The 26,392-nt window shown below is 35.3% G+C and carries 22 protein-coding genes; 3 read left to right on the top strand and 19 right to left on the bottom strand.

Features of this window, described 5'->3' with window-relative positions; genetic code table 11:
• Positions 1 to 591 precede the first annotated feature (591 nt).
• From MUA51_RS03015 to spxA, 6 genes are all read right to left on the bottom strand, one after another.
• Positions 592 to 2,148 carry an IS1182 family transposase gene (locus tag MUA51_RS03015; RefSeq protein WP_262560400.1) on the bottom strand — a complete coding sequence of 519 codons (1,557 nt, stop codon included), beginning with the start codon at positions 2,146 to 2,148 and terminating at the stop codon, positions 592 to 594.
• Between the two features lie 208 nt (positions 2,149 to 2,356).
• Positions 2,357 to 2,599 (bottom strand): hypothetical protein, encoded by a 243-nt coding sequence (locus tag MUA51_RS03010; RefSeq protein ID WP_262560399.1) that lies wholly within the window; start codon positions 2,597 to 2,599, stop codon positions 2,357 to 2,359.
• A gap of 416 nt (positions 2,600 to 3,015) precedes the next feature.
• Positions 3,016 to 4,827: an oligoendopeptidase F gene (gene pepF, locus MUA51_RS03005; RefSeq protein ID WP_262560398.1), complete on the bottom strand. Its 1,812-nt coding sequence runs from the start codon at positions 4,825 to 4,827 to the stop codon at positions 3,016 to 3,018.
• An 83-nt stretch (positions 4,828 to 4,910) separates the two neighbouring features.
• Entirely contained in the window at positions 4,911 to 5,870 is a 960-nt protein-coding gene (locus MUA51_RS03000; RefSeq protein WP_262560397.1) for a competence protein CoiA, read from the bottom strand.
• Between the two features lie 134 nt (positions 5,871 to 6,004).
• Complete coding sequence (locus MUA51_RS02995; protein WP_262560396.1) at positions 6,005 to 6,712, bottom strand: adaptor protein MecA; 708 nt, start codon at positions 6,710 to 6,712, stop codon at positions 6,005 to 6,007.
• 312 nt (positions 6,713 to 7,024) lie between these two features.
• On the bottom strand, positions 7,025 to 7,420 hold the full coding sequence (spxA, locus tag MUA51_RS02990; RefSeq protein ID WP_044360477.1) for a transcriptional regulator SpxA: 396 nt from the start codon (positions 7,418 to 7,420) through the stop codon (positions 7,025 to 7,027).
• Between the two features lie 315 nt (positions 7,421 to 7,735).
• On the opposite strand from spxA, the gene trpS reads away from it, so the two are divergent.
• The gene (gene trpS, locus MUA51_RS02985) at positions 7,736 to 8,728 is read left to right on the top strand and encodes a tryptophan--tRNA ligase (RefSeq protein ID WP_262560395.1); all 993 of its coding nucleotides are present in this window, start codon (positions 7,736 to 7,738) and stop codon (positions 8,726 to 8,728) included.
• A 51-nt stretch (positions 8,729 to 8,779) separates the two neighbouring features.
• Here the strand turns inward: trpS and MUA51_RS02980 are convergent, their stop codons facing one another.
• The 6 genes from MUA51_RS02980 to opp3b form a co-directional block, all read right to left on the bottom strand.
• Entirely contained in the window at positions 8,780 to 9,328 is a 549-nt protein-coding gene (locus tag MUA51_RS02980) for a DUF4256 domain-containing protein (RefSeq protein ID WP_262560394.1), read from the bottom strand.
• Positions 9,329 to 9,434: 106 nt separating this feature from the next.
• A complete protein-coding gene (locus tag MUA51_RS02975; RefSeq protein ID WP_262560393.1) occupies positions 9,435 to 11,099 on the bottom strand; it encodes a peptide ABC transporter substrate-binding protein in 1,665 nt (554 codons plus the stop codon).
• Between the two features lie 21 nt (positions 11,100 to 11,120).
• Complete coding sequence (locus tag MUA51_RS02970; protein ID WP_262560392.1) at positions 11,121 to 12,062, bottom strand: ABC transporter ATP-binding protein; 942 nt, start codon at positions 12,060 to 12,062, stop codon at positions 11,121 to 11,123.
• Positions 12,063 to 13,136: an ABC transporter ATP-binding protein gene (locus MUA51_RS02965; protein WP_262560391.1), complete on the bottom strand. Its 1,074-nt coding sequence runs from the start codon at positions 13,134 to 13,136 to the stop codon at positions 12,063 to 12,065.
• Between the two features lie 202 nt (positions 13,137 to 13,338).
• The gene (gene opp3C / locus MUA51_RS02960; protein WP_262560390.1) at positions 13,339 to 14,400 is read right to left on the bottom strand and encodes an oligopeptide ABC transporter permease; all 1,062 of its coding nucleotides are present in this window, start codon (positions 14,398 to 14,400) and stop codon (positions 13,339 to 13,341) included.
• Positions 14,400 to 15,326, bottom strand: coding sequence for an oligopeptide ABC transporter permease (gene opp3b / locus MUA51_RS02955; protein WP_262560389.1), 927 nt, complete (start codon positions 15,324 to 15,326; stop codon positions 14,400 to 14,402). The genes opp3C and opp3b overlap by 1 nt, the downstream gene beginning before the upstream one ends.
• A 252-nt stretch (positions 15,327 to 15,578) precedes the next feature.
• Between opp3b and MUA51_RS02950 the strand changes: the two genes are divergently transcribed.
• Complete coding sequence (locus tag MUA51_RS02950) at positions 15,579 to 15,959, top strand: DUF3899 domain-containing protein (RefSeq protein ID WP_262560388.1); 381 nt, start codon at positions 15,579 to 15,581, stop codon at positions 15,957 to 15,959.
• Between the two features lie 75 nt (positions 15,960 to 16,034).
• Here MUA51_RS02950 and MUA51_RS02945 read toward each other — a convergent pair.
• The 3 genes from MUA51_RS02945 to MUA51_RS02935 form a co-directional block, all read right to left on the bottom strand.
• Positions 16,035 to 17,176 (bottom strand): IS3 family transposase gene (locus MUA51_RS02945; protein WP_262559450.1). Its coding sequence is split into 2 segments (ribosomal slippage): positions 16,035 to 16,906 and positions 16,906 to 17,176, totalling 1,143 coding nucleotides; the frame shifts between segments, so codons are not numbered across the junction.
• A gap of 120 nt (positions 17,177 to 17,296) precedes the next feature.
• The gene (fabF, locus tag MUA51_RS02940) at positions 17,297 to 18,541 is read right to left on the bottom strand and encodes a beta-ketoacyl-ACP synthase II (RefSeq protein WP_262560387.1); all 1,245 of its coding nucleotides are present in this window, start codon (positions 18,539 to 18,541) and stop codon (positions 17,297 to 17,299) included.
• Positions 18,542 to 18,557: 16 nt separating this feature from the next.
• The gene (locus MUA51_RS02935; RefSeq protein WP_262560386.1) at positions 18,558 to 19,499 is read right to left on the bottom strand and encodes a beta-ketoacyl-ACP synthase III; all 942 of its coding nucleotides are present in this window, start codon (positions 19,497 to 19,499) and stop codon (positions 18,558 to 18,560) included.
• Between the two features lie 150 nt (positions 19,500 to 19,649).
• Here MUA51_RS02935 and MUA51_RS02930 point away from each other — a divergent pair, with 150 nt between their 5' ends.
• Positions 19,650 to 19,844: a DUF2929 family protein gene (locus tag MUA51_RS02930; RefSeq protein ID WP_262560385.1), complete on the top strand. Its 195-nt coding sequence runs from the start codon at positions 19,650 to 19,652 to the stop codon at positions 19,842 to 19,844.
• Between the two features lie 48 nt (positions 19,845 to 19,892).
• Here the strand turns inward: MUA51_RS02930 and MUA51_RS02925 are convergent, their stop codons facing one another.
• The 4 genes from MUA51_RS02925 to clpB form a co-directional block, all read right to left on the bottom strand.
• Positions 19,893 to 20,519 (bottom strand): ATP-binding cassette domain-containing protein, encoded by a 627-nt coding sequence (locus MUA51_RS02925; RefSeq protein ID WP_262560384.1) that lies wholly within the window; start codon positions 20,517 to 20,519, stop codon positions 19,893 to 19,895.
• On the bottom strand, positions 20,512 to 22,545 hold the full coding sequence (locus tag MUA51_RS02920; RefSeq protein ID WP_262560383.1) for a DUF1430 domain-containing protein: 2,034 nt from the start codon (positions 22,543 to 22,545) through the stop codon (positions 20,512 to 20,514). Before MUA51_RS02920 ends, MUA51_RS02925 begins: the two co-directional genes overlap by 8 nt.
• A gap of 135 nt (positions 22,546 to 22,680) precedes the next feature.
• Complete coding sequence (locus tag MUA51_RS02915) at positions 22,681 to 23,121, bottom strand: lactococcin 972 family bacteriocin (protein WP_262560382.1); 441 nt, start codon at positions 23,119 to 23,121, stop codon at positions 22,681 to 22,683.
• 637 nt (positions 23,122 to 23,758) lie between these two features.
• The gene (clpB, locus tag MUA51_RS02910) at positions 23,759 to 26,371 is read right to left on the bottom strand and encodes an ATP-dependent chaperone ClpB (RefSeq protein ID WP_262560381.1); all 2,613 of its coding nucleotides are present in this window, start codon (positions 26,369 to 26,371) and stop codon (positions 23,759 to 23,761) included.
• Positions 26,372 to 26,392: the final 21 nt, after the last annotated feature.

Below are 26,392 nucleotides of genomic sequence, written 5' to 3'. Positions count from 1 at the left end.
TTGCTTCAATTCATATAAAGTTATGTAGGGTGAAAATATCTCATTCTATTAAAAATATAAAATATGAGTATATGTTTTGAGACTATATTTGAATAAAGTAAAACTTAAGTAGATTTTTTACGTAATTAGTAGAAATATTAGTGGGTGAAAATATTAATAAGGATTAGTACGAAATAAGAAAAAAATTATAATTAATTGCAGGCAGGTTGCAGTGAATAATCTTTTACTGCTTATCATGATTGTCTTAGAAGAAGTCTTTATCTCACGCTCAAATTTGTATTAAGAAAGTGTATGAGAATTTTGAAGGTAACATATTAAAATCATGTTAATTCACTAACTTTTAATTAATTTAAGTCACCGTATAGCAATATATTCCCTATTCCCTAGAAAGAATAGTTATTCATTAATCATCTTGACAAATCAATTGCTTTTATATGAAACCAATTACATCACCAGAATACCATGACCTTATTCCTAATTAATGTATGGGGCTGAGACATAGGCGCTCAATTTCCCTTCAAAAAAAGCCGTTAAAATTCTTTTTTAAGATTTTAACGGCTTTTTTCTTATTATTTACTAAAAAACTAGCACTTATCTGGCTAGTTTTCTGATGTTTACTGCCATAAGTGCGATTCCTAATTCGCATTCAACCTTTGATTGAGTGCGAACTGATAACCTTTGGAAACCCAAATTAGCCTTCAGATTTCCAAATGCTGATTCGACATCTATTTTTCGTTTTTTGTAGATGCCTTTCGTTTTTGGATCTGAAAGCTGCTTATTTGTGAATGCTTTAAAATAATCCCAAGTTGGATTTTTATATAAGCTTTTTGTTGTAGTTGGGTTGGTTCTGTAATTCATACATTCATTTCGTAAAGGACATCCAACACAATCTTCACATTTATATAATTTGAAATCTCTCTGATAACCATATCCGTCTCTTCTTTTTCTATAACTTTTGAAATGCAATTCTTTGTTATTCGGACATACATAATAGTCATCTATTTCATTATATTTCCAATTAGCTGTTATGAATGGATTATTTTTATATTTTCTTTTCTTCTCTTTTAAATACATACTATATGTGATGAGTGGTGTTTTCTCGAATTCATCAAGAATCATCGTATAGTTTTGTTCGCTACCATATCCCGCATCAGCTACAATGTACTCTGGAATGTCACCGTATAATTCTTTGATTGATTTTAAAAAAGAAGGAAGTGTTCGCGTATCACCCGGATTACTATACACACCAAATGCCAAAATGAACTGATTGTTCGTCGCAATCTGCAGATTATAGCCAGGCTTTAATTGTCCATTCTTCATATGATCATCTTTCATTCTCATAAAGGTCGCATCATGATCTGTTTTAGAATAGCTTTTTCTGTCACCATAAATTTCCATCTGCTCATCATATTTTATTTTACGATCTTTAAAATCTTTGATTGCTTTTTTATATTTTCTAACTTTACTTCTTTGTTTTCTTAATGTCTTTCTTATTTCTACACTTTGAGATGCTTCAATTTTAGAAGTGAGCGTTTCATTTTTATCATCTAAATGCATCTCAATACGATTTGTTAGTTCATCAGAAGATTCTCTCTTAATTTCAGGTATGATCTTCTCTGAAATTAACTGTTTATACACCGCATTGGATTTTTCAATAACCCCTTTACTAAAATGCTTAGTGCTACCTAGCCATTGAAAAGTATATTTATTGGCATTAGCCTCTATCTTCGTTCCATCTATATAAAGGGCGTCTTCTGTAATCACTTTGTCTTCTAATAATTGCGCTCTAAGACCCACAAATAGAACTTGTATAAAATCTATCATGTGTGGATTAACTCTAAAGCGATTGATTGTACGATATGAAGGGACTTGTCCTTGAGCTAACCACATCATACGACAACTATCTTTAAGTAGAAATTCCATTTTTCTACCAGAAAAGACAGACTGTGTATAGCTGTATAAAACGATTTTTAACATCATTTTAGGATGATAAGATGAAGGACCTCTATGGTTGTAATATTGATTAAAAGTTTCTTGGGGAATAGATTCTACAAGTTTATTAATAATGAGGGCAATATCACTCTCGGGAAAAGAAATTTCAGTTTCAATTGGCAGACTAAGCTGAGAAATGTTATACTCTTTATACATATAAGGCACTTCCTTTCATTGTTTTTGTGGTTATTAACAATTATACGGGAAGTGTTTTATTTTTTTAAATGATATCTATAAAAAAGGTCTAATTTAGTGTTTTTCGACACCAAATTAGACCTTTTTTGTAAAAGAGCTGGGAATTATGTCCCAGCCCCTTTTTCTTACTTAACACAGTGTATAAGTTATTTCATACTTTTGATATCTTTTAACCTCTTGGTTTTGCAGAAATTATCCCCATGAATTCGCCAGTTTTGGCATCAATAAACGTTGTTACATTACCTTCTTCAATTTTAAGTAAAGATGGATTGCCTTCAACCGGTACTGCATTGGCTGGAATATGATATGCTGCAGCTTGTACATTATGTGCAGAACCAAATAACACAGCAGTTGACACACCTAATATACCAATTCCTAACACTACTTTGTTAAGTTTTGATCGTAATTGCATCTTCAAACACTATCCTTTCATATTGTATGTGTCTATTTAATCATATTAAAAGTTTCTTATGTATAAAAGTTTTATAAATTAAATACTGCATATTACAATTCTCTCACGTAAAAGAATTATCTTAATTATTATATATCCATAATCAATAAAAATATTCTTTTTCGTTAACTACAAGAACAGTAGGCACTTTGGTATAGAACACAGAACAAATAATAAAAGTGAATAAAAAACGCCGTGCTCTAACACGGCGCTAAACAAAGGGGATGGGAGAAATTTTTCACTTCAAACAAAGGGGTATGTTTGTTATGTGATTAATTTCATGCTCATAATATATCATGCTCATACCAAGGTTTCAACCCTTTAACTTGCAAAAATTAAACTTTTCACAAATCTGTCAAATTGTAAACGAATTCATTTTATAATGATTCCATAAGTGCTTCAAATGCGTCTAATTTTTGTTCAAATACATGCAATGCATCTTCAATTGGTTGTGGTGTTGTCATATCCACACCAGCATTTTTCAGTAGTTCAATTGGGTAATTTGAGCTACCTTTTTTCAAGAACTCATTGATGTATCTCTCTACTGCCGGCTCACCTTCTGTTAAGATTTGATGGCTTAAACTTTGAGCTGCACTATACCCTGTCGCATATTGGTAAACATAATAATTCATATAGAAGTGTGGAATACGTGACCACTCTTTACTGATAAAGTCATCTGTTTCTACGACATCACCAAAGTATTGACGATTTAATTGCGCATATTCTTGGTTCATACGTTGTGCAGTTAAAGGCTCCCCTGCTTCTTCAATCGCATGAATTTTGTGTTCAAATTCTGCAAACATTGTTTGTCGGAATAACGTTGCTCTGAAGCGCTCTAACTCTTGGTTCAATAACAATAAGCGACGTTTATCGTCAAGATGTTGCTCCATATAATGACTTAATAATGCTTCGTTACATGTTGAAGCAACTTCAGCTACGAAGATCGAATAGCCACTGTATGTTGATGATTGGTTTTCTCTACTGAAATAGCTATGCGCTGAGTGACCAAATTCATGTACCAATGTAAACAAATCTGAAACGGTGTCTGACCAGTTCAACAAGATAAATGGATTTGTTTGATGAGAACCTGAAGAGTACGCACCTGAACGCTTCCCTTTATTTTCATAGACATCTACCCAACCATTATCCAAACCTTCTTTGATGACATTCAAGTAGTTTTCACCCATTGGTGCTAATCCTTTTAACATCCATTCAACTGCTTCGTCATACGGCATATCAAACTTAATATCCTTCACAAGCGGTGTATACATATCGTACATTTTCAAATCATCAATACCTAATAACTTCTTGCGTAATTCGGTATATCTGTGAAGTAATGGTAAGTATTTGTGGACCGTTTTAACAAGATTATCGTATACCGCTTCTGGTATGTAGTTGTTGCTCAGTGCCTGCTCACGAGCTGTTTTATAGTTATGAGAACGTGCATTAAAAACATGCTTTTTCACTTCTCCAGCTAGAGTAGCACTTAAAGTATTATTATATGCACCATATGCTTTATAAACATTCTCATATGCTGACTGACGTAATTGACGATCATCTGACTCTAGATATTTGATGAATGTTCCTTGAGTTAATGGATGTTTGTTTCCATCTTTATCTGTCACATCTTCAAATGTTAAGTCGGCATTATCGAACATACTAAATACATTACTTGATGTTGATAGTGCATCTTGTGCTTCCGTCAACAATTTTTCTTTATCTGCATCTAAGACATGCGGACGTTTATGATTAATCATTTCAAGTGCAAAAGCATAATGTTTTAACCCTTCATGTGATGCTAAAAATGATTGAATCTTCTCTTCTTCAATTTGTAACAACTCGGGAACTAAGAAGCTCCACGCCGAACTGAATCGAATGATTAATTGATGCGCACGTGATTCTAATCCAGTATAGTGATCATTCGCTGTATCTTGGTCTTGTTTTAAATGTGAATAAACATAGACAGCGCCTAAGTCCGCTTCAATTTCATCTTGCAATTGCAGTGCCGCATACAGAGTTTCTGCATCATCACCGAGATGTCCTTTGAATTTTTCTTCCTCCCCGATACGGTTTGCTACCTGATCATAGGCCGCTTCCCAAGCCGCATCATCTTTAAAAATCGTTGTTAAATCCCATGTGTGTTGTGGAAATTTTTGTTCTTGTTCTGCACGCGATCTTTGATTCGTCATACTTTTCCTCCTTGATTTATGAGATGATTTATACTATTTTCTCATTCTAAGTTTATTTTTGTCAAAAAATAGACATAATTTTCTTATAATTTTATGATTTTCCTATATCGCTCTACTAATTGTTCAATGATAGCCCGCGATGAATAGGTTCTTGTTGCGAATTGACGCAGTTTAATACAATGTGCAAGTGCATGATAAGGGTCATGTTGATATCTCAAAGCAGCAAATACTTTTAACTGCCATAACACCGGATGCGTATGCACATGAATTTGTTCTGGAAATATAAACCCTGTCAACTGAATGACTTGCGCTTCTGTTAATTTCATCTGATAGATCAGCGACAACACTGGATCATGGACACTTTTTTTGCGACGGCATTGTATAACATATTGTATGATACGTGCTGTTGCCAGTTTGCGCACCGTTGTCATACCTACACAACTTCGTGCATCGTCTGCAAGTAGTTGTTCATAGGCAATTGGCTCACAATCCGCATGAAAATGACGGGCTGTAAGACTCATCATGTTGTTCAAACGATATAATCGATAGTTAATCGGATGAATCCCATACATCACGCAATGTACTGGGTCGATGCAACTCTGTTGTAGTTGGTTCAAATGATAAATACCTTGACGATATTTTGGTAATGTTGTTAGCCATGTAACACGATAACCGGCACACTGCAATCCTTCTGTTCTTTTACGCATCTGTTGAACTGGCAAAGGACTCAACTGTACTTCGATTGCGTTGTCACCCACTACAATATCTGGTATTTGTTGGATGCCCGACAAATATGGTTCGAGTTGTACATCATTATAATAATTTGACAGTATATGAAATAGCAATAATTTTAACTTATAATGTAATAAAGTCTCTCCACTGGAATGGTGCGCACATTGACGTCCATGTGCAAAATGTGCGATGTTTTTATTGCCTTGCTTTAATATCAGTTGTTCATGACAGATAGGACAAAAATACAATGCGTCTCTCAACGCATTGCGTGCTAGCACACGTTCTTGCTTTTCGTTATAAGCTATTAACATTCAATCACCTCAACTTATAACACGCTTATGTCCGGTCATTTACTTCTTATGATTGATTCACACTTTACACAAATAAAAAGCACACTGCCGCACTTTGATAAAAGTGGCCTGCAATGTGCTAGTTCTTATGATATTTATAATGTGAAATAACGTTTCACTTGCTCTGTTACGTTATAACTCATCACAATTTTACCGTAATCATTCAGATATACTTCTGTTTTGTCACTCAATGATGCAAATTCTAACATTTGACTGTAAAAGTCGTGAATTTCATCTTCTGTCACACGTGCATCAAAATGAACAACATAATAGTATTGTTGATCCAACATGTACAACAAGTCTTCAAACTGTGTTAATTGTTGATTATGACGATGTGCATAAGTAATCACCGACTCCAAATCATCAAATTTGAAAACAGCTGTTGGTGCTAATGGTACATTGCCACTTGATACACTTCTTTGTGCTTTTTGTTCTTTCTTTGTCGCATGATTTTGTGATTCAGCACCATCATGCTCTTTGAATGACTGTGATAAAAGATCACTTAAATGATTATCGATTTCTTCAAAGGCATTCATGTCCTCTGACATTTCCATCTCTGATTCATTTTTAGATTTTGAAATCGTCACTTCCACACCTTTTTCAAAAGCATGAACTTGAATCCATAACGGACCTTCGACAACAAAATCTTCTTCTTCATTAACTTCTTCCATGACTGACCAGAAGAACTCTTCTCCGCGTTTACGATTCGTCCACAAATCTTCTCTTCTGAAGCCACGTGCCTCAATATCCGTATATGTGATAAATAATTTAACAGTCATATCATCAATGCGCTCTATTCTCATATCATCACACTCCCTTACAGTTGATGAATAGTATACCTATTGTATGAAATCAACTTCAAAAATACAATTTTTTTGTTTACTGCTTATTTATGTTACTCATTTTTACATCTTTATTATAACATATTGAATATTTTTCTAAATGATAATGCTTGTGTGTTCATCCATAGAAACATCACCTTAAAACCCTGTACTTTATAAAAAAAGATACAAAAAAACAGCACGCATGCGACGCACTGTTTCGTGTCTATTCACGGACGCAATCAACCATGAACAGTCAGATATTTAAATTAAAAAAGTGTCTTCAAAATTGTGTTAATCTACCATACGTTGTGCTTCAAGCAATTGGAACGTACGCACTTTGCGTGGTAGGAAACGGCGAATTTCATCTTCGTTGTAACCAACTTGTAATCTCTTCTCGTCTAGGATGATTGGACGACGTAAGATACCTGGGTTATCTTGAATGATTGTGTATAAATCTTGAAGTGGTAATGAATCAATATCAACATTCAACTTTTGATAAGTTTTTGAACGTGTTGAGATAATCTCATCTGTTCCATCTTCAGTCATTTTTAGAATCTCTTTGATTTCATCTAATGTTAAATGCTCAGAGAAAATATTTCGCTCCGTATACGGAATGTCATGTTCTTGTAACCATGCTTTCGCTTTACGGCAAGATGTGCAACTTGGTGAAGTAAATAATGTTACCATACATCTCACTCTCCTAGTTTAATGAATTTACATTCATCATCATTTTTAACGTTTCATGTTTGACTGCACAATATATGTCAAAACGTTTTAAAACTTTAGCCCTTGTCTTCTAACGTTATGATTTTATTATATGTGGTCAACATTAAAATTAAATGAGAAAATGCAATTAAAAATTTTTTATTCAAATAATCAGACTTTAGTCGTATGAACTTGTCTAACCAATTGATATTTATACCTTATCACAAATTACAAACAATTAAAATACTGTTATAATAGGAAAAAGAATATACATGATAGAAAGTAGGCTTTTTAATAATGAAAACTTTATTTTCCGGCATTCAACCAAGTGGTATTCCTACATTAGGAAACTATATCGGGGCACTGAAACAATTTGCAGAGATTCAAGATGATTATAACTGTTTCTTCTGTATTGTTGATCAACATGCGATTACAGTACCTCAAGATCGTTTGAAGTTACGCAAACAAATTCGTCAATTAGCAGCCATTTATCTTGCATCAGGACTAAATCCAGATAAGATTACTTTATTTATTCAGTCAGAAGTTCCTGCACACGTCCAAGCCGGGTGGATGTTAACAACGATTTCATCTATCGGTGAATTAGAACGCATGACACAATATAAAGATAAAGCACAAAAACAAAATGATGGTATTCCAGCTGGTCTTCTTACATATCCACCACTCATGGCAGCTGATATCGTCCTGTACAATACAGACATTGTGCCAGTCGGCGATGACCAAAAACAACATATTGAATTAACACGTAATCTCGTTGACCGCTTCAACAGTCGTTATAACGATGTCCTTGTTAAACCTGAAATTCAAATGCCTAAAGTAGGCGGTCGTGTGATGAGTTTACAAGATCCGACTAAAAAAATGAGTAAAAGTGATGACAATCAGAAAAACTTCATTTCATTATTAGATGAGCCACGTCTCGCTGCGAAAAAAATTAGAAGTGCAGTTACAGACTCTGACGGTATCATTAAATATGATAAAGAAAACAAACCTGGCATTTCTAACTTGTTGACAATCTATTCAAGCTTGACAGGCACATCAATCGCTACATTAGAATCTCAATACGAAGGCCAAGGCTATGGTGTTTTTAAGGGTGATTTAGCAGATATTGTTGAGAAATTCCTAGTTGATTTCCAAGAAAAATTTAACACATTCTATGAATCAGATCGATTAGATGAGATTTTAGACGAAGGTCGTGACAAAGCGCAACGCGCATCATTCAAAACATTGAAAAAGATGGAAAAAGCGATGGGCCTAGGTCGTAAAACAAAATAAGATCCAAAAAGAGAGACTAACTGTCACATATCGACAGCCAATCTCTCTTTTTTAGATTTTAAGAATACCTCGAAATCCTCTCGCACCGTAATATGATTCTGCACCATTATGGTATGTAAATACAGTGCCATATCTATAATCACAGAACAAAGCCCCGCCTAATTCACGGATATGATCAGGGGTCACAACCCAGCTCGATGTTTTCTTGTCAAAAATACCAAATGACTGAAGATATCGATACTGTGATTCAGTTAACATCTCAATCCCCATTTCTTTTGCCATTGCAACGGCACTTGTTTCAGGCTTATACTTCTTACGTGATTCTAATGCTGCCTGATCATAACATACACTTCTACGCCCTTTAGGACTTTCAGCTGAACAATCTACAAATGCGTACTGGCCATCTTCTAAAACAATAACATCAGGTTCTCCCTCAGTACGTTCCATTTCATTCAGTGACCATAACGTTGATTCAGCTTCATGTAATTTTTGTTCTATTTCATCCCAAGTGATATCTTCATGACGTTCTGGGTACTTCTCAAAACGTTCTTTTAATGTGGTTAATAAAATCTCTTTATCTGTTTCAGTTATTTTGGTCATTTAGTTTCTCCTTATACAGTTATATTGATATCATAACAAGTCTATCAACAAAAGGCGACAGCAAAAAGAAGGAGCTAAGCACGATGTCTCAGCTCCTATCCCCATATTATTTCTCTTTTTTCTTACCTGTTTCTCGATCAATACGCTTATCAATATATGCATATTTCAATGTTGTGTCGCCACCGATATTATGATACTGCAAGTTTTTCACTTGAGGGTTTGTCAAATGCGCTTCCCCTTTTTGATAAATCGGTGTAATTGGTGCATTCTCCAATAAAAGTTCTTCTGCATCAATTAATGTTTGATTACGCTCTTCTTCTTTTTGTAATAACGCACCATTCGCATCTTTCAACATCTTATCGTATTCTTTGTTACCCCAACCTGTATTGTTTGATGAGTTACCAGTTGTCATGATGTTTAAGAATGTTAATGGGTCCGGATAGTCAGGTCCCCAACCAGAGAGTGAAATATCATAGTTTTCACTTTGTTCTCGTGCAATACGCTGTTTAAATGGTAACTGTTGAATTTTAATTGTAACACCAGGTAAGTTTTTCTCAATTTGCGCTTTAATAAACTCTGCTGATATTTTTGAAGACGGCGTATCTTCCGTATTCAACTTAAATGTGAATGTATCTTCACCTAAAGCTTTTTTCGCTTTTTCATAGTTCTCTTTCGCTTTTTCAGGATTATAAACTAATGGTGAGTTAATTTGATCTGCAAAGTCTGAATCATCAGGTGCTTTAGCTGTTGCCTTAGACGTAAAGCCATCACTTGGTGCTGATCCATTATTTAATACCGCATCGACATAAGCTTGTTTATCCACTGCTTGTGCCAAAGCAAGACGCATATGTCGATCTTTGAACGCTGGCACTGTACCTTGATTGAGTTTTAAGTAGAATGTTGCGGCTAATAGACGTTTTTTGAGTGCTGGATCATCTTTATATTTCTCAACTTGTTCAGATGTAATAATTGTATCATCTACTGAATTCGTATCATATAAAGACGCCCCTGCTTGACCATCTTTTAAGACTTTATAGTTTACTTTATCTAACTTCACAACATCTTTATCCCAATATTTATCATTTTTTACTAATAAAATTTTATCTTCTACTGCCCACTCTTTTACTTTAAATGGTCCATTATATACTGCTTTATCTTCATTCGTGCCGTAACGATCACCATATTTTTTTACGACTTTTTCATTTTGTGGCATGTATGTTCCAAAAGCGAGCATCTCTTTAAAGTATGGAATAGGTTTTGTCAGTTCAAATTGTAATGTATGATCATCTAATGCCTTCACACCAAGTTCGCTTGGTTTCTTTTTGCCTAAGTTGATTTCTTCCGCATTTTTCAAGTCATACATAATATAGGCATACTCTGAAGCAGTATCTGGATCGACGACACGTTTCCATGCGAATTCAAAGTCATGTGCCGTTACTGGATCACCGTTTGACCATTTCGCATCTTCCCTTAACTTCACAGTCCATGTCTTACCATCCTCAGAAATTTTAGGTTCCCCTTTGGCGACACCTGGTTGTGCTTTATCGTCACCGTCTAGTACATAAAGTCCTTCATACACTTGATTGAACGTATCAAAACTAACAGTATCTGTTACTTTCGCCGTATCTAGTGATGACATATCTTGTGGAATTACTTTACGAAAGACTTGTCCTTTATCATCATAAATCCCTTCGCCGCTGCCACATGCTGAAAGAACGAGTGTAGCAGCCAAAAGTGGCGCGAATATTTTCAATGTTCTCCGTGTCTTCACTTGACATTCCCCTTTCAAAAATTATACACGTTCTTTTTGATAATCTGCCTGAAACTTTTCGAGTTCTTCTTCTGTCGCAAATACAAAGTGATCAGGTGCCACTTCACGCAAGGTACGCGCATCATTTTGGCTTGGATCATGTTGATAAGCAATACGCTTTCGTGTTCGTTCTGTTTCTGGATCAGGCTGTGGTACGGCTGATAACAATGATTGTGTATATGGATGCACTGGATTGTTGTAGATATGATCTGCTGTACCAATCTCAACAATACGACCAAGGTGCATCACCGCAATACGATCTGATATGTACTTCACCATTGATAGGTCATGCGCGATAAATAAAAATGTAATATTGCGTTCACGTTTTAACTTCTGCATCAAATTGACAACTTGTGCTTGAATCGATACGTCTAGCGCAGAAATCGGTTCGTCCGCAATGATAAACTCTGGTTCAACAGCAAGCGCACGCGCAATACCGATACGCTGACGCTGACCACCCGAGAATTCATGTGGGTAACGATTGGCGTGACTTTTTCGCAATCCCACCGTTTCTAATAAGTCATACACACGTTTTTTTCGATCTCGACGATCCGATGCAAGTCCATGTATATCGATTCCTTCCGCAACAATATCCATGACCTTTAATCGAGGATTCAATGATGCGTACGGATCTTGGAAAATCATTTGAATTTTTTTATTAAACTTCAATAACTCTTTACGATTTTTAATTTCTTGTATATTAACCCCTTCGTATAGCACCTTGCCATCTGTGACATCATTTAATTTAATGATTGCTTTTCCTGTTGTAGATTTCCCAGAACCTGATTCGCCAACAAGTCCAAATGTTTCCCCTTTATAAATATCAAATGAAATATCGTCAATTGCACGCACTTCATTTGGCTTGCCTACATTAAAGTATTGTTTCAAGTTTTGTACTTCTACAAGTTTCTCCCTGTTTCCCATTTAAAACGACACCCTTTCTACACGCTCTGGTTTGTCGAAATTATTCGGCATTTCACGTTGTTTTCGCTTTACAATCGGTGGTGGATCAACGACTGGTGCGCGCTCATCCAGCAACCATGAACGTACAAAATGTGTTGGAGAGACACTAAACCATGGCGGTGCCTCTTTAAAATCAATTGCTAATGCATATTCACTTCTCGCTGCGAATGCATCTCCCTTAGGTGGGTGTACTAAGTCAGGCGGTGTCCCAGGGATAGCTAATAATTCCGTATCCCCTTCTGTTTCTAAATCAGGCATTGATGATAATAAACCCCAAGTGTATGGATGACGTGGATCATAGAAAATTTCATCGACATTGCCTGTTTCAATCATTTGTCCACCATACATCACAGCAACTCGATCAGCGACATTGGCAACAACACCTAAGTCATGTGTGATGAAAATTATTGCTGTATCAATTTTTTGCTGTAACTCTTTCATCAAATCTAAAATTTGTGCCTGCATTGTTACATCAAGTGCTGTTGTCGGTTCATCGGCAATTAAGATTTTAGGCTCACACGCTAATGCTAATGCAATAACGATACGTTGACGTTGCCCACCCGAAAATTGATGTGGATAAGCATTGAATCGTTTTTCAACATTTTTTAAACCTACTAACTTCAGGAGTTCAATCGCACGTTTTTTAGCCTCTGATTTGCTTAAACCGATATGCTTAATAATTGGCTCCATCACTTGTTTGCCAATTTTCATTGTAGGATTTAATGATGTCATCGGATCTTGGAAAATCATTGAAATTTCTTTCCCACGTAATTTCATTAATTCTTTTTCTGATTTCTGCGTTAAATCTTCACCATCGAATATAATTTGTCCTTTTTTTATCTTGCCAGTTGGACCTTGAAACAACTTCGTGATGGCTTTCGTTGTTACTGACTTACCTGATCCAGATTCACCTACAATGGCAAGTGTTTCCCCTTTATCTAAATAGAAATCCACGCCACGAACTGCTTGCACTTCCCCTGCTGTAATATCAAAGGAAACATGCAAGTCTTTCACTTCTAAAATATGTTCAGACATGGTACCATCCTCCTTTTATGAGTGTTCAAGGAGCCATTTGATGATTGCTCAAATTTTGCCCAGTTCTTAAATGCTCCTAACACAAGTTCGTTATTTGTCAGTGATTAAGCGCAAAACTGTCAACAGAACGCTCAATTAAAAAGTAGTTTTTCTCATTATTTGAATTCTGCTTAATTCCTAAACGCTTCTCTCACATCTTCGTTTATTTACGCATTTTAGGGTCGAATGCATCGCGTAGACCGTCACTGAATAAGTAGAAAAATAAGATCAATAAACTCAAAATGAGTGCTGGAATAAATAATTCATGAGGGTGGATAAGTAACATCGCACGACCTTCATTTACTAATGAACCGAGTGAAGATTGTGGTGCCGGAACCCCAATACCGATAAAGCTTAAGAATGCCTCGAAGAAGATCGCATTTGGTACTGTAAACATTGATGTTACGATAATTGCACCTAATGTATTCGGTAAAATATGTTTAAAAATTAATTTTAAGTCTGATGTACCAAGTGTGCGTGATGCTAATACGAATTCTTGGTTTTTCAATTTTAAGAATTCTCCACGAACAACACGGCTCATACCAATCCATCCTGTAATGGTCATCGCTAAAATAATTGTCCAAATCGATGGTTCAAAGATTAATACGAAAAGAATTACAACAATCAATGTCGGAATAGATGAAATAATTTCAATAACACGTTGCATGACATCATCTACACGGCCACCGAAGTATCCAGAAATCGCGCCGTATATCACTCCGATAAAGATATCAAGAACAGCTGCGACAAAACCGATAAATAATGATACTTGCGCACCTTTCCATGTACGTGTCCAAAGATCACGACCTAATTGGTCTGTCCCAAACCAGAAGTTTTCTTTTACTTTTGCATTCTCATATGCATTTCCTTCTACACCTGAACCATCAAATGGAAGGAATGGCACCTTATCAAGAACCGCTACTTTAGGTGGTAAATTACGACGTTCTACATCTTGTTCTGCATAACCATGACTGTTCAATAAAGGACCAATCAAAGCCAGTAGTAAGATAATCAATAGTCCAATCATACCTACAACTGCGAGTTTGTTATGCGTTAGTTGTGTCCATGCATCTTGCCAAAACGTACGTCCTTCACGCTGCAACGCTTGTTGATTAAGGTCTGGCGTGCCTGTACGTACGAAATCTTCATGCATCACACCTGTTGTTTGTGCCATCGTTGCACTTGATGGGTCATCTTTTGGTAAATGATGTAAGTCTTTCGTCATTATTTTTTACCCCCTTGTACGCGAATACGTGGATCAATTAATCCATAAAGTACATCAACAAGGAAAATTGAAACAATAAATAATGTACTGAACAATAACGTAATCGCCATAATTACAGAAAAGTCATTCGTTGTAATCGAACGAACGAATTGATCCCCTAATCCAGGTACCCCGAAGATATTTTCAATTGTGAGTGTCCCTGTTAAAATGCTCGCTAACATTGGAACTAGGATTGTTACGACTGGAATCAATGCATTTCTGAGTGCGTGTTTAAACAAGACTGCGTATGTTGAATTCCCCTTTGCTCGCGCCAATAATATGTAATCTGAACTCAACACTTCTATCATTTCTGCTCGAATATAACGTGCGACTGTTGCCAGAACAACCGCTGATAATGCAAGTGATGGTAAGACTGCTGTTGATACACCTTCCCAACCTGCAACCGGGAACCATTGTAACTTCACTGCGAAAAGATATTGCAATAACACAGCCAGTACGAATGATGGTACTGAAATTGCGATAACTGAGATCAATGTTGCTAAATAATCGACCCAGGTGTTTTGCCTAGTTGCGGCTATTACTCCCAATACAACACCTAGCACGACACCAATGACCATCGCTATCAGACCCATTTGGAATGATGGAATTAACCTTGGTTGAATCAAATCCCATACAGGTTGTCCATCGTATTGGAATGAATTTCCAAAATCCCCTTTCACAACATTTGCCATATAATTTGCGTATTGCACAGGTAGCGGATCATTCAGTCCGTATTTCTCATTCAGGACTATTTTTTGCTCTTCACTCAATTTTTCATCATTGAATGGCGAACCTGGCATTAATTTCATCAGGAAAAAAGTAATTGAAATGATAATCACTAATGAAATCACCATATACAGCAAGCGCTTAAGTGTATATTTAAGCATATGTATTTCCCCCTTTGTTCAATTAACATTCCCTTCAAAATTTTCAGAAATATTAATGTCATTATAATCTTTCAATATTTTATATTCAATAAGTTTTTTTAATATAAATATATTGAATTATAAAGAATGTTATTACAGCAACATTTCAAGCAATTCATTTTTAACATAAAACTTTTGAATTGTTGATGATTATAAAAAGTTAGCTTAAAATATTGTATAATTAGATTGACATTCTAATGAAGGAGAAAACAAATGAATCGTATTAATTTGAACACGATAATATATATTTTTTTGACGCCTATCATTACATTTTTTGTTTGGCTAGCAGGCGCCCACTCATGGATTAATCTCATTAATATCTTTTTCACAGTATCCATTATTATGATCATCATGCTCTTTATGTTATTGCTCGTTCAAGAAGGCATATTTGATGTAACAAGTTATGGTTTTAGAAAATTTCGTTATCAATTAATGCGTAAAAAGAACCGTAAAATGTATGAAGAAGATGAATTCTATAATCCTAAATCTCCAAAACGCGATAGCTATTTCGTTCAACCGTGGATTAAACCAGCATTACTCGTAAATGTTTTATATCTAATTATTTCCTTTATACTTGCATTTACCACAGCTTAAAAAAAAAGCGCGCACCTTCATAAACATTCAAAGGCACTGCACCCTTAATATGGGACTCACATAAAAACACTTGAATTAGGCTGCTAATTTTCTGTATTGCACAGGGGATAAGTAGCCTAATTTTTGTTGAATTCGATTATTATTATAGTTTTCAATGTACTTTTCGACAATATCCTTTACAATGAAATTAGAGTTATTTAACTCATTGTTAAGATAAAATGTTTCACACTTTAGCGAGGAATGGAAACATTCTATCGGGGCGTTATCAGCAGGTGTACCTTTGCGAGACATACTTCTGATAATGCCCTTTTCTTCGCATAATTGGTAGTAAGCATGCGATGTATAGACGCTTCCTTGATCGCTATGAAGTAGACATCCTTCTGGAATATCAATTTGGTTTAAGGTGTCATTTACCAAACTTTGATCTTGTGTATCGCTAATCTTATAAGCCACAATTTCACCGTTATATAAATCGATGATTGAAGATAAATACAACATTGAATTACCAAAGGGAAGATACGTAATATCAGTAGTCAGTACTTGTAGAGGTTGATTTGCTCTAAAGTTACCATTCAGTTTATTGCTTGTAAGATAATATGCCTTCCCTCGACGTTTAGATTTCTTAATTCTAACTCTACAATTCAAATTATTTTCTCTCATAATTCTTTGTACACGTTTATGGTTTATCGGTTGTTTAGAGGCCTGATTCATCAGAGCAGTTATCTTGCGATAGCCGTACGTGTAATGATTATCTTCACATAATTCCTTAACCTTTTTAACTGTTGTATCTTCCGTTTTCTTCTTATTTTTCCAACGGTAGTAATTTGATTTAGGGACATTCAACACTTCCAAAATCAGCTTCACAGGATGCCTGTGCTTTAACTCATCCACTAATTCTATCACTACTTCAGGTACCACTTCCTTTCCAATTCCTTGTACTTTTTTAAAATATCTATTTCGGCTTGATTTCTTCTATTCTTTAACTTTAATTGTTCCAGTTCAGAAAGTTCCACTAATCCTTTATTATAGGAGTATTGTTTGCCTACTTGTTGACTAAATCGATATGTTTCACCCTTTCTATACCATCTCCACCATGTTTTTACCTGTGTGCTATTTCTAATATTTAATTCACACATAATTTCTTTAGTTGTATAACCTTCTGCTTTCATCTTCACTGCTTTAAACTTTGTTTCAACTGAATACGCCACTCTGCGCATAGAAAAAACACCTCCGTAAATTCATTTTAACTGAATTCAACGAAAGTGTTTTTATAAAGTTCCCACTATATGGGGTCAGCTCACAAACATGTTTACGAAAGTACGCGCTTTTTATGCTATTTATTGTTCAAACTTTTTAAACACGAGTACTGCATTATGACCACCAAATCCTAAACTATTACTCATCGCATAAGTAATATCATGATCCACCGCTTCATTCGGTGTAATATCTAAGTCAATTTCTGGATCCATCGCATCTGCATGAATGGTTGGTGCAATTTTGCCATCACGTATAGACAGTACGGAAAAGATTGTTTCAATTCCTCCTGTTGCACCTAACAAATGACCTGTCATTGATTTCGTAGAACTAATTTTCAACTGGTATGCTGCATCACCGAAAGTTGATTTAATCGCTTTAATTTCAAACAAATCACCAATCGGCGTACTCGTACCGTGCGCATTTAAGTACTGCACTTGATCTGGTGTAATATTCGCATCATCCAACGCCATTTTCATTGCACGCGCACCACCTTCGCCGTCTGGTCCAGGTGCTGTAATGTGATGTGCATCGCCTGTTGAACCATAACCAACGACTTCAGCATAAATTTGTGCACCACGTGCTTGTGCGGACTCTAATGATTCTAATACAACGATACCCGCACCTTCACTCATAATAAAGCCATCGCGTCCTTCTTGGAATGGACGACATGCGGTTTCTGGATCGTTATTTGTTGATAACGCACGGCTCGCACTGAAACCTGCAATTGACATATTCGTAATAGGTGCTTCCGTCCCCCCTGCAATCATTGCATCTGCATCGCCACGTTCAATGAACTTAAAAGCCTCTCCAATAGAGTTTGTTGCTGTGGCACAAGCTGTTACGGTAGAACCATTCGGCCCTTTAGCACCTAAATCAATCGACACTTGTCCTGTCGCCATATCAGGTATTAACATCGGTACAAAGAACGGGCTAACACGTCTTGGTCCACGTTTTTTCAATTGTTCATATGACTCTTCAAATGTCTCCATACCACCAATTCCTGAGCCAATCCAAACACCGATGCGTTCAGCATTTGACTCATTGATGTCAAGTTGTGCATCTGCCACAGCTTGGCGAGCTGCTACCACTGCATATTGTGTGAAGCGAGACATTTTTCGTGCTTCCTTTTTAGGAATATGATCTTCAATATTAAAATCTTTCAGTTCTCCACCGATATGAACTTGAAATGGCTCAGTATCAATACGAGTAATCTTATCAATACCATTCACACCATTTAATGCATTTTGCCACATTGTAGGAACATCATTTCCGATAGGTGATAACGCACCAAGTCCTGTGATTACCACTCGTTGTTTCTTTGTCATTGCGTTTCCTCCTCATTTATTTCCCCCAGCGAATAACCATTGAACCCCATGTGAGTCCACCACCAAATCCAACTAGAACTAAAATATCATCATCTTTAATGCGACCATTCTTTAGTTCTAAATCAATGCTAAGTGGAATCGATGCTGCAGAGGTATTTCCATATTTATCCACTGATACGCTCATTTTTTCTTTTGATAAACCTAATCGTTGTCGTGCTGATTCCATAATACGAATATTCGCTTGATGTGGAATAAACATATCAATATCGTCCGCAGTGAGTTCTGCCTTTTCTACAACTCGTGCCGAAGATTCTCCCATCACACGTACTGCAAATTTGAAGACTTCACGTCCGTTCATACGAATCATGTCAGTTTCTTGTTCTTGATATAAGTACTTTCCACCAATACCATCTGAACCTACTTCATAGCTTAGAATACCACGATTTCCAGACACTTCGCCAATAATAGCGGCTCCCGCACCATCTCCGAATAAAATGGCAGTGCCACGGTCATTCAAATCTGTAATTTTAGATAACTTTTCTGCACCAACAACTAAAATATTTTTATAATCTCCTGATAGTATAAACGCTCTTGCAGTCACAATGCCATACATAAAACCTGTACATGCCGCAAGTTGATCCATGGATGCCACTTTTGACAATCCTAAACGTTCTTGCAACATATTCGCTACGGTTGGAAAACGATGGTCTCCTGTTGATGTAGCAACAATGACCATATCCACTTCTTCCGGTTGAATGCCTGCATCCTCTATCGCTCTCACACTCGCTTCATATGCGAGATCTGATGTTTCTTGTTCTTTATCTGCCCAACGACGTTCTTTAATACCAGTCATTTGTGAAATCCATTCATCTGATGTATCAAGATATGCTTCAAAATAACGATTATCAACCACACGTTCTGGAACATAAGCGCCAAATCCTTTAATTCCTACATTCATGGTTTGAACACCTTCTTTTAATTTTTAATACCAGGTATTAATTTAACACAAGGTACTAAAAATTGACAAGCCATACACTTGACGACACTATACAATTGCACAAAAGACCTTTATAATAACACTATCAGCAAAAATGGAGGCGTGTACATAATGAAATATATCATTACGTTTATCTGGGCTGTTGTATTATTTGAGATGGTGAACTTCGTGCTAAATAGCTTAGGCGGTGGCGGACCACTTAACGTAGTCACACCTATCGCATTAGCAGCTTTTGTTTTTGTCATTATCTTAATCTTAGATGCAGCTGGATCAACACCAAATAGCCATTCAACTGAATCACATTAACGGTAAAAAGCCATTGCGTACTGTATTTCTACGCAATGGCTTTATTTTTTAGTCTATTTGATCTAAATCAATTTCTTTACTACCAATATCAAAATACATAGGCTCATGTGTCGCTAACACAACCGTAACACCTGATGCGTTCAATGCTTTAAATATCTCAATCACGGTATCCCTGTTGCGGTCATCTAAATTACCTGTCGGCTCGTCAGCGATAATAACACTTGGATTTTTTAAAATTGCACGTGCAATAGCAATGCGCTGTTGCTCCCCACCACTACACGTATAAACTTTTGTATTGAGTGGTAAGTTTGCTAATCCTACACGTGTCATCACTTCTTCGATACGTGCTTGATCTTTTTTATGCACATTCAACGGCAACGTTAAATTCTTCAACACAGATTCATTTTCTAACAGGCCATAGTGTTGGTACACATATGCGATATCATCACGTTTAAAGGGTAACTTATCTTTCTCTTTTTGTATCACTTTATCTTTAAACGTGACTATACCTGAATCATGATTTTCCAATAAGCCAATAATATTCAATAACGTTGACTTCCCTTTTCCACTGGCACCATGTATAACAACAAAGTCGCCTTGTTGAATTGTTAAATCAAAATTTTCAAAAATGCGCTTGTGACCGAACGACTTGTTAATATTTTGTAACTTAATCATCTTTCTTCCCCTTCAATACGAGATTGACATTTTCACGGTTTAACTTCATAAACGTGTACACGACAGATAGCAATTCAATCATAGTAACTGCCAAAAAGACGGAAATCGCAATGATATTATGACTCGGTAATAAAAGAACTCCCATGAACACATGTAAAGATACGATGAAAAGTATCATCCACTTATGAATCGACCAATAGCTATACCCCAAAGTTCGTTTGAGAAAAATTGAAAATTGGAATGACTTAAAGTAGATTTGAATAAAAGTTAATGTTGTAAGTATGAAAGTAATAATTGTGAAAAGTACTAATCCTGTATATTTATAAATTTCTTTTTCGAGTTCTTTGACAATATCTATTTTAGTATTATAAATTGACGTGATACTTGGAATTACACCATCTAACCTATACTTTTTTAAGCCTTCATAGATTGTTTCATAAGGATCATCTAAATAACTTTCAAAGAAATAAGTACCACAATAATACTTTTCATAGTTCAGTTCGTTTGTATACCCTAATTCTACAATTGCAATAGGATGTGTGATCGTGTTTTTTTTACCACCTATTTCTGAGTCGTACGTAAAAAATTGTTCGTTACTTTTCATCCAAATTATATTTACTTTTTGATTTTTTCTAGGCATCTCACTTGCCTTATTTAAATATTTCATATTCATAAGTTCTTCCAAATAATTTTCAATAAGTTTTTTCTCATACTTTTTAAATTGGATAGGAACTAATATATTTATTGTATTTTTATCATTTTTTAGTTTATCAATCACTTTTTCACCGTAAATCGTCCGTTTAGGATGACGTTCTAAATAATGTTCATCTATTGTTATCGTTTTACCAGCTGGATTTATATCGGGGGTTTCTATTTTCTCCAAAACATATAATGGGGTTTCATCTAATTCAAGAAAGTTTTCCGAATCAATAACAAAACCATGATTGTCTTCACTATTATAATATTTTTTCATTTGACGATTAACAGCAGCATTAAAACTCTTGTTTCTAACCTGTCCAATATCAAGTTCATTAGTTCGGTATATATTTTTAGTCGTATTCCAATATTTTAATGATTCTTCCTGCTTTTGAAAAACTGTAAAATTTCCAATGATATTCTTAGTTGAAATCACAATAGCAAAAACAATAACAATTGATAACAACATGTAAATATACATCATTATAGAATTGTTTGATTGCCCATTATTTTTAGCATAGCTTTTCAAAAAATGACGAATCACTGCATAAAAAAACATACTAATTAGCATGAACAACAATATGAAAGTAACTAACATTAACAAAATTACCTTAAAAAAATAATAATCACGGTAAATAAAAAAATATATAACACAAGTGAATACAATAGACAATAAACCGTAGCTCACCAAATAATTTCGATGCTGTTTGATTATGTATCTAGAAATTTGTGACTGACTATATCCCAAATCATAAACAAGCTTAATATCACTTTTTCTATTTTTTAAAAAATGAAGAAAGACTGCAGTAAAAATAAGTAACAAGAGCAATAGGTACGGTATTATTGATAAATTCTCAGGCAAAAATGTAAAAATTGAATTATCCACCTCTACTGCTTTGCCAACATCTTGATTAATAATATCAATAACTTGTTGAATATTTTGTCCTTTTAAATAATAGATTCCTTCGGCAGAAAACTTCGACTCTTTTAATGTATACACTTTTATATTTAAACTGCTATCAAATAACTTTAATTCTTTATCCTTATTTACTTTTTGTAATAGTGTTTTATCATTTGAGTTCACAACCACTTTATTTTCACGGACATACGTCACCTTAGTAAAAGTTACATGATATTTTGAGGCTAGTTTTTCAAAATATTTTAATGCATCTTTACTATGTACCTTAGGTGGACCCTCAAATGATAATTGAATTTTATGACTATCTTTTCCAATATCATTATACATAGATAATGATTTTACTGTATCGATCAACAGTATATTTAAGACAAGTGTAACTATCAATCCAAGCGTTAAAATAATTTTTTTCATAACCCCCACCTGTTAAAGATGATCCATCTCTATCCTTTCAAAATTTGATAAATTATGACAAAGTGGGGATAAGATTGTTTATGAAATCCTATCCCACACAGTTGTCATACTTATTAAGGCAATTTTCTCGGACTATTATTTGTAATCATAAAAAGTTTGATTGTTACTCCATGTTTTAACTACTCGTCCTTTTGATAAAAGACCTGGTTTCTTCCACCCTCCCGATCCTACGAATCCATTACCATTAATAGCTGTACCTTTGCCATACTTTTTATAGTGCTTATAATCAGAGACAACCAGATTTCCTCGAATACCTCTAATCCAAAAGCCTCCAGCTTTTCTGCTTGATACTACATTTCTAAATGTTGCACTCTCTTGCGGTGTATTCTGATCTGCTACTTCTGATCGAACTAGACCGTTGTAGTGATCTACATTCTCTGAACCGCCGTTGATATTCGTTTCATCTGCATTTGCAATACTACCAAGTCCTGAAATACCGAGTGCTAAGAGCGAAGATAAAAGAGTTGTTTTTTTCATACATATCACCTTTTTAGAGATTAATATGACAATTGTCACTGAAGAAAGAACTTTCTGAAATCATTATATACAATTGTAAATTTAGTTTCAAACAATATTAATAATGAGGATTTGTTAATTATTAAAATATTTTTATCATGTTAGTCCATATATCTAAATTCTTGATAATTTTTAGCTAATTCTACAACATTCTTGGTGTAAAATTGCATTTAAATAGTTAAATATGTTTGTTCAGCACCTAAAAAAAGTGCCCATATTTTTCAACACTCGCCTTATCTGCTTCATAACATGGTAATTCCTTTATTATTTCACGGTATTGAAGTAACTGTTTATTCTATTCTTCAAAAAATAATTCATAAATTACATCAAAAATTAATTTCACTTTGTATTAACCAAAGCGCTTCCATAATTCTTACTTTGAAGTTCATCTTCAACCACTTCTTTTTATGTTCTAAATAACGTCAAAATTCATCGTTTAAAATCTTCAATGTATCTATAACAGCTTTTTAAATACCCTATATTTACTTTATATTCTAGAAAACGAATATACGATGTCCTAAAAACAGTGTTCTGTTCTAACTTCTTCCTTTTCCACTGGCACGTATAATTCTCTTATTAAACTCCTATCAGTGCATCAAAAAAGACGTACACGATGTACGCATACGTCTTCGTCTAATTATTCAATTTCTGTTGTATTCTCTATGTCAAACTGTATCACACCATCTTGCAAATAACCATGCACATGTGTACCTTCTTGCAAGTTATCTTTAATAATTAAGCGTGCTAATGGTGTTTCAACATGACGTTGTACGAAACGTTTTAATGGACGTGCACCATATTCTGGTTCATACGCTGTTTCACCCATCCATTTTTTCGCTTCATCCGTTAAATCTAGCGTAATGCGTTGATCCATTAAGCGCATATTTAAGTTTGTTAAGATTTTATCGACAATCATTTGCATATCATCAACAGATAATGGACGGAATAGCACGATATCATCCATGCGGTTTAAAATTTCTGGTTTGAAATAATCATTTAAGCTTTGCATCACTGCTTTTTCCGTTTCTTCTGTAATAGCACCTTCATTTTTGACATTTTCCAGTAGGATTTGTGAACCAATATTACTTGTCATAATGATAATGGTATTTTTAAAGTCTACACTGCGTCCTTTAGAGTCTGTTAAACGACCTTCATCTAAAATTTGTAGCAACACATTAAACACATCAGTATGTGCTTTTTCAACTTCATCTAACAAGATAACAGAGTATGGATTACGTCTAACTGCTTCTGTTAATTGACCACCTTCATCATGGCCCACATATCCCGGAGGCGCACCTATTAAACGAGAGACAGCATGTTTTTCCATGTACTCACTCATGTCGATACGAATCATATGTTTTTCAGAATCGAATAACGTTGATGCGAGAGATTTAGCAAGTTCGGTTTTACCGACACCTGTTGGTCCTAAGAATAAAAATGAACCGATTGGACGACTTGGATCTTTAATCCCTGCTCTTGCACGTACAACAGCGTCTGATACAAGATCGACGGCACGGTCTTGACCAACTACACGCTGATGAAGGATGTCCGATAAGTTCAGCAGTTTTTCACGTTCTGTTTCAACTAATTTAGACACTGGAATGCCTGTCCATTGGCTGACAATTTCTCCTATTTCTTCATCTGTTACGACTTCTCGAATGATACGATCACTATCTTCCCCTTGTGATTCTTGGAAAGCTGCTTCCAGTTCTTTTAATTCTTTTTCTAATTGTGGAATTTTGCCATGTTGTAATACTGCTGCTTTTTCAAGGTCATAGTTATTTTCTGCATCTTCCAATGCTTTACGGCTTTCATCTAACTCTGCACGCTTCTCTTGAACTTTTGAAATTTTTTCTTTTTCTTGTTCTACACGTGCTTGCAATTGTGCTTGTTTTTCTTTCTCTTCAGCAAGTTCTTCTTGTAATTCTTGGAGACGTACACGACTCGCTTCATCAGATTCTTTTTTCAATGCGTTTTCTTCAATTTCCAACTGCATCACCCGACGATTTGCTTGGTCGAGTTCTGTTGGATTGGATCCCATTTCTGTACGAATCGTTGCAGATGCTTGGTCAACAAGGTCGATTGCCTTGTCTGGTAAAAAACGATCGGTAATATAGCGATCTGATAATTCTGCGGCCGCAACCAATGCACGGTCTTGAATACGTACCCCATGATGCACTTCATATCGTTCTTTCAAGCCACGTAATATTGAAATCGTATCATCAATATTTGGCTCTTTGACATTTACTTTTTGGAAACGACGCTCTAACGCTGAGTCTTTCTCAATATATTCACGATATTCGTTTAACGTTGTTGCACCGATACAATGCAATTCACCACGCGCAAGCATTGGTTTCAACATGTTTCCGGCATCCATCGCACCATCAGTTTTCCCTGCGCCAACGAGCATGTGGATTTCATCAATGAATAATAAGATACGGCCGTCTGAGTCTTTGACTTCTTTCAAGACTGCTTTGAGTCGTTCTTCAAATTCACCACGATATTTTGCACCCGCAACTAATGCACTTAAATCTAGTTCAAAAACAGTTTTGTCGAGTAATGAATCCGGCACGTCTTTTTTTACGATACGTTGTGCCAATCCTTCAACAATGGCAGTTTTACCCACACCCGGTTCACCAATTAAAACTGGGTTATTTTTTGTTTTTCTGCTTAAAATACGAATCGTGTTGCGAATCTCTTCATCCCGACCAATAACTGGATCCATATTACCTTTGCGTACTTCTTCTACTAAGTCACGACCATATTTTGCTAATGCTTCATAGTTCACTTCAGGATTTTGTGTTGTCACATGGTTTCCTCCTCTGACTTTTTTGATGATTTCTTCAATGACTTGTTCTTTATACTGTACAAATGATGATGTCGTTTCATCCACGTCAATTGCTGCACGTAAGATGTGTTCCATTGATATAAATTGATCATCATAATCTTTCATATACTGTTCTGCTTTATTAAATAATGTGTTCGTTTTCGGCGACAAATATTGTCCATATTGAACATTATCACCGGTCACTTTAGGATACTGATTTAACTTTTTCTCATATGATTTCGCAAGTTCTTCAATATCGACTTCTGCTCTTTCTAGTATTGTTTTATATAAACTATCATCCATTTCAAGAACTGCTTTTAATACCGCTTCAATTTCAATATTTGTAAGTTGATACGTTTGTGTAGATTCAATTGCTTTTTGTAAAGCGTTTTGAATAGAATGCGTCATCTGATTAATATCCAAAATGAGTCACTCCTTTATTAA

The sequence above is a fragment of the Staphylococcus sp. IVB6214 genome, from assembly GCF_025558585.1.
In the GTDB taxonomy this organism is placed as follows: Bacteria; Bacillota; Bacilli; order Staphylococcales; family Staphylococcaceae; genus Staphylococcus.
This window is presented reverse-complemented; position numbering and strand designations above follow the sequence as displayed.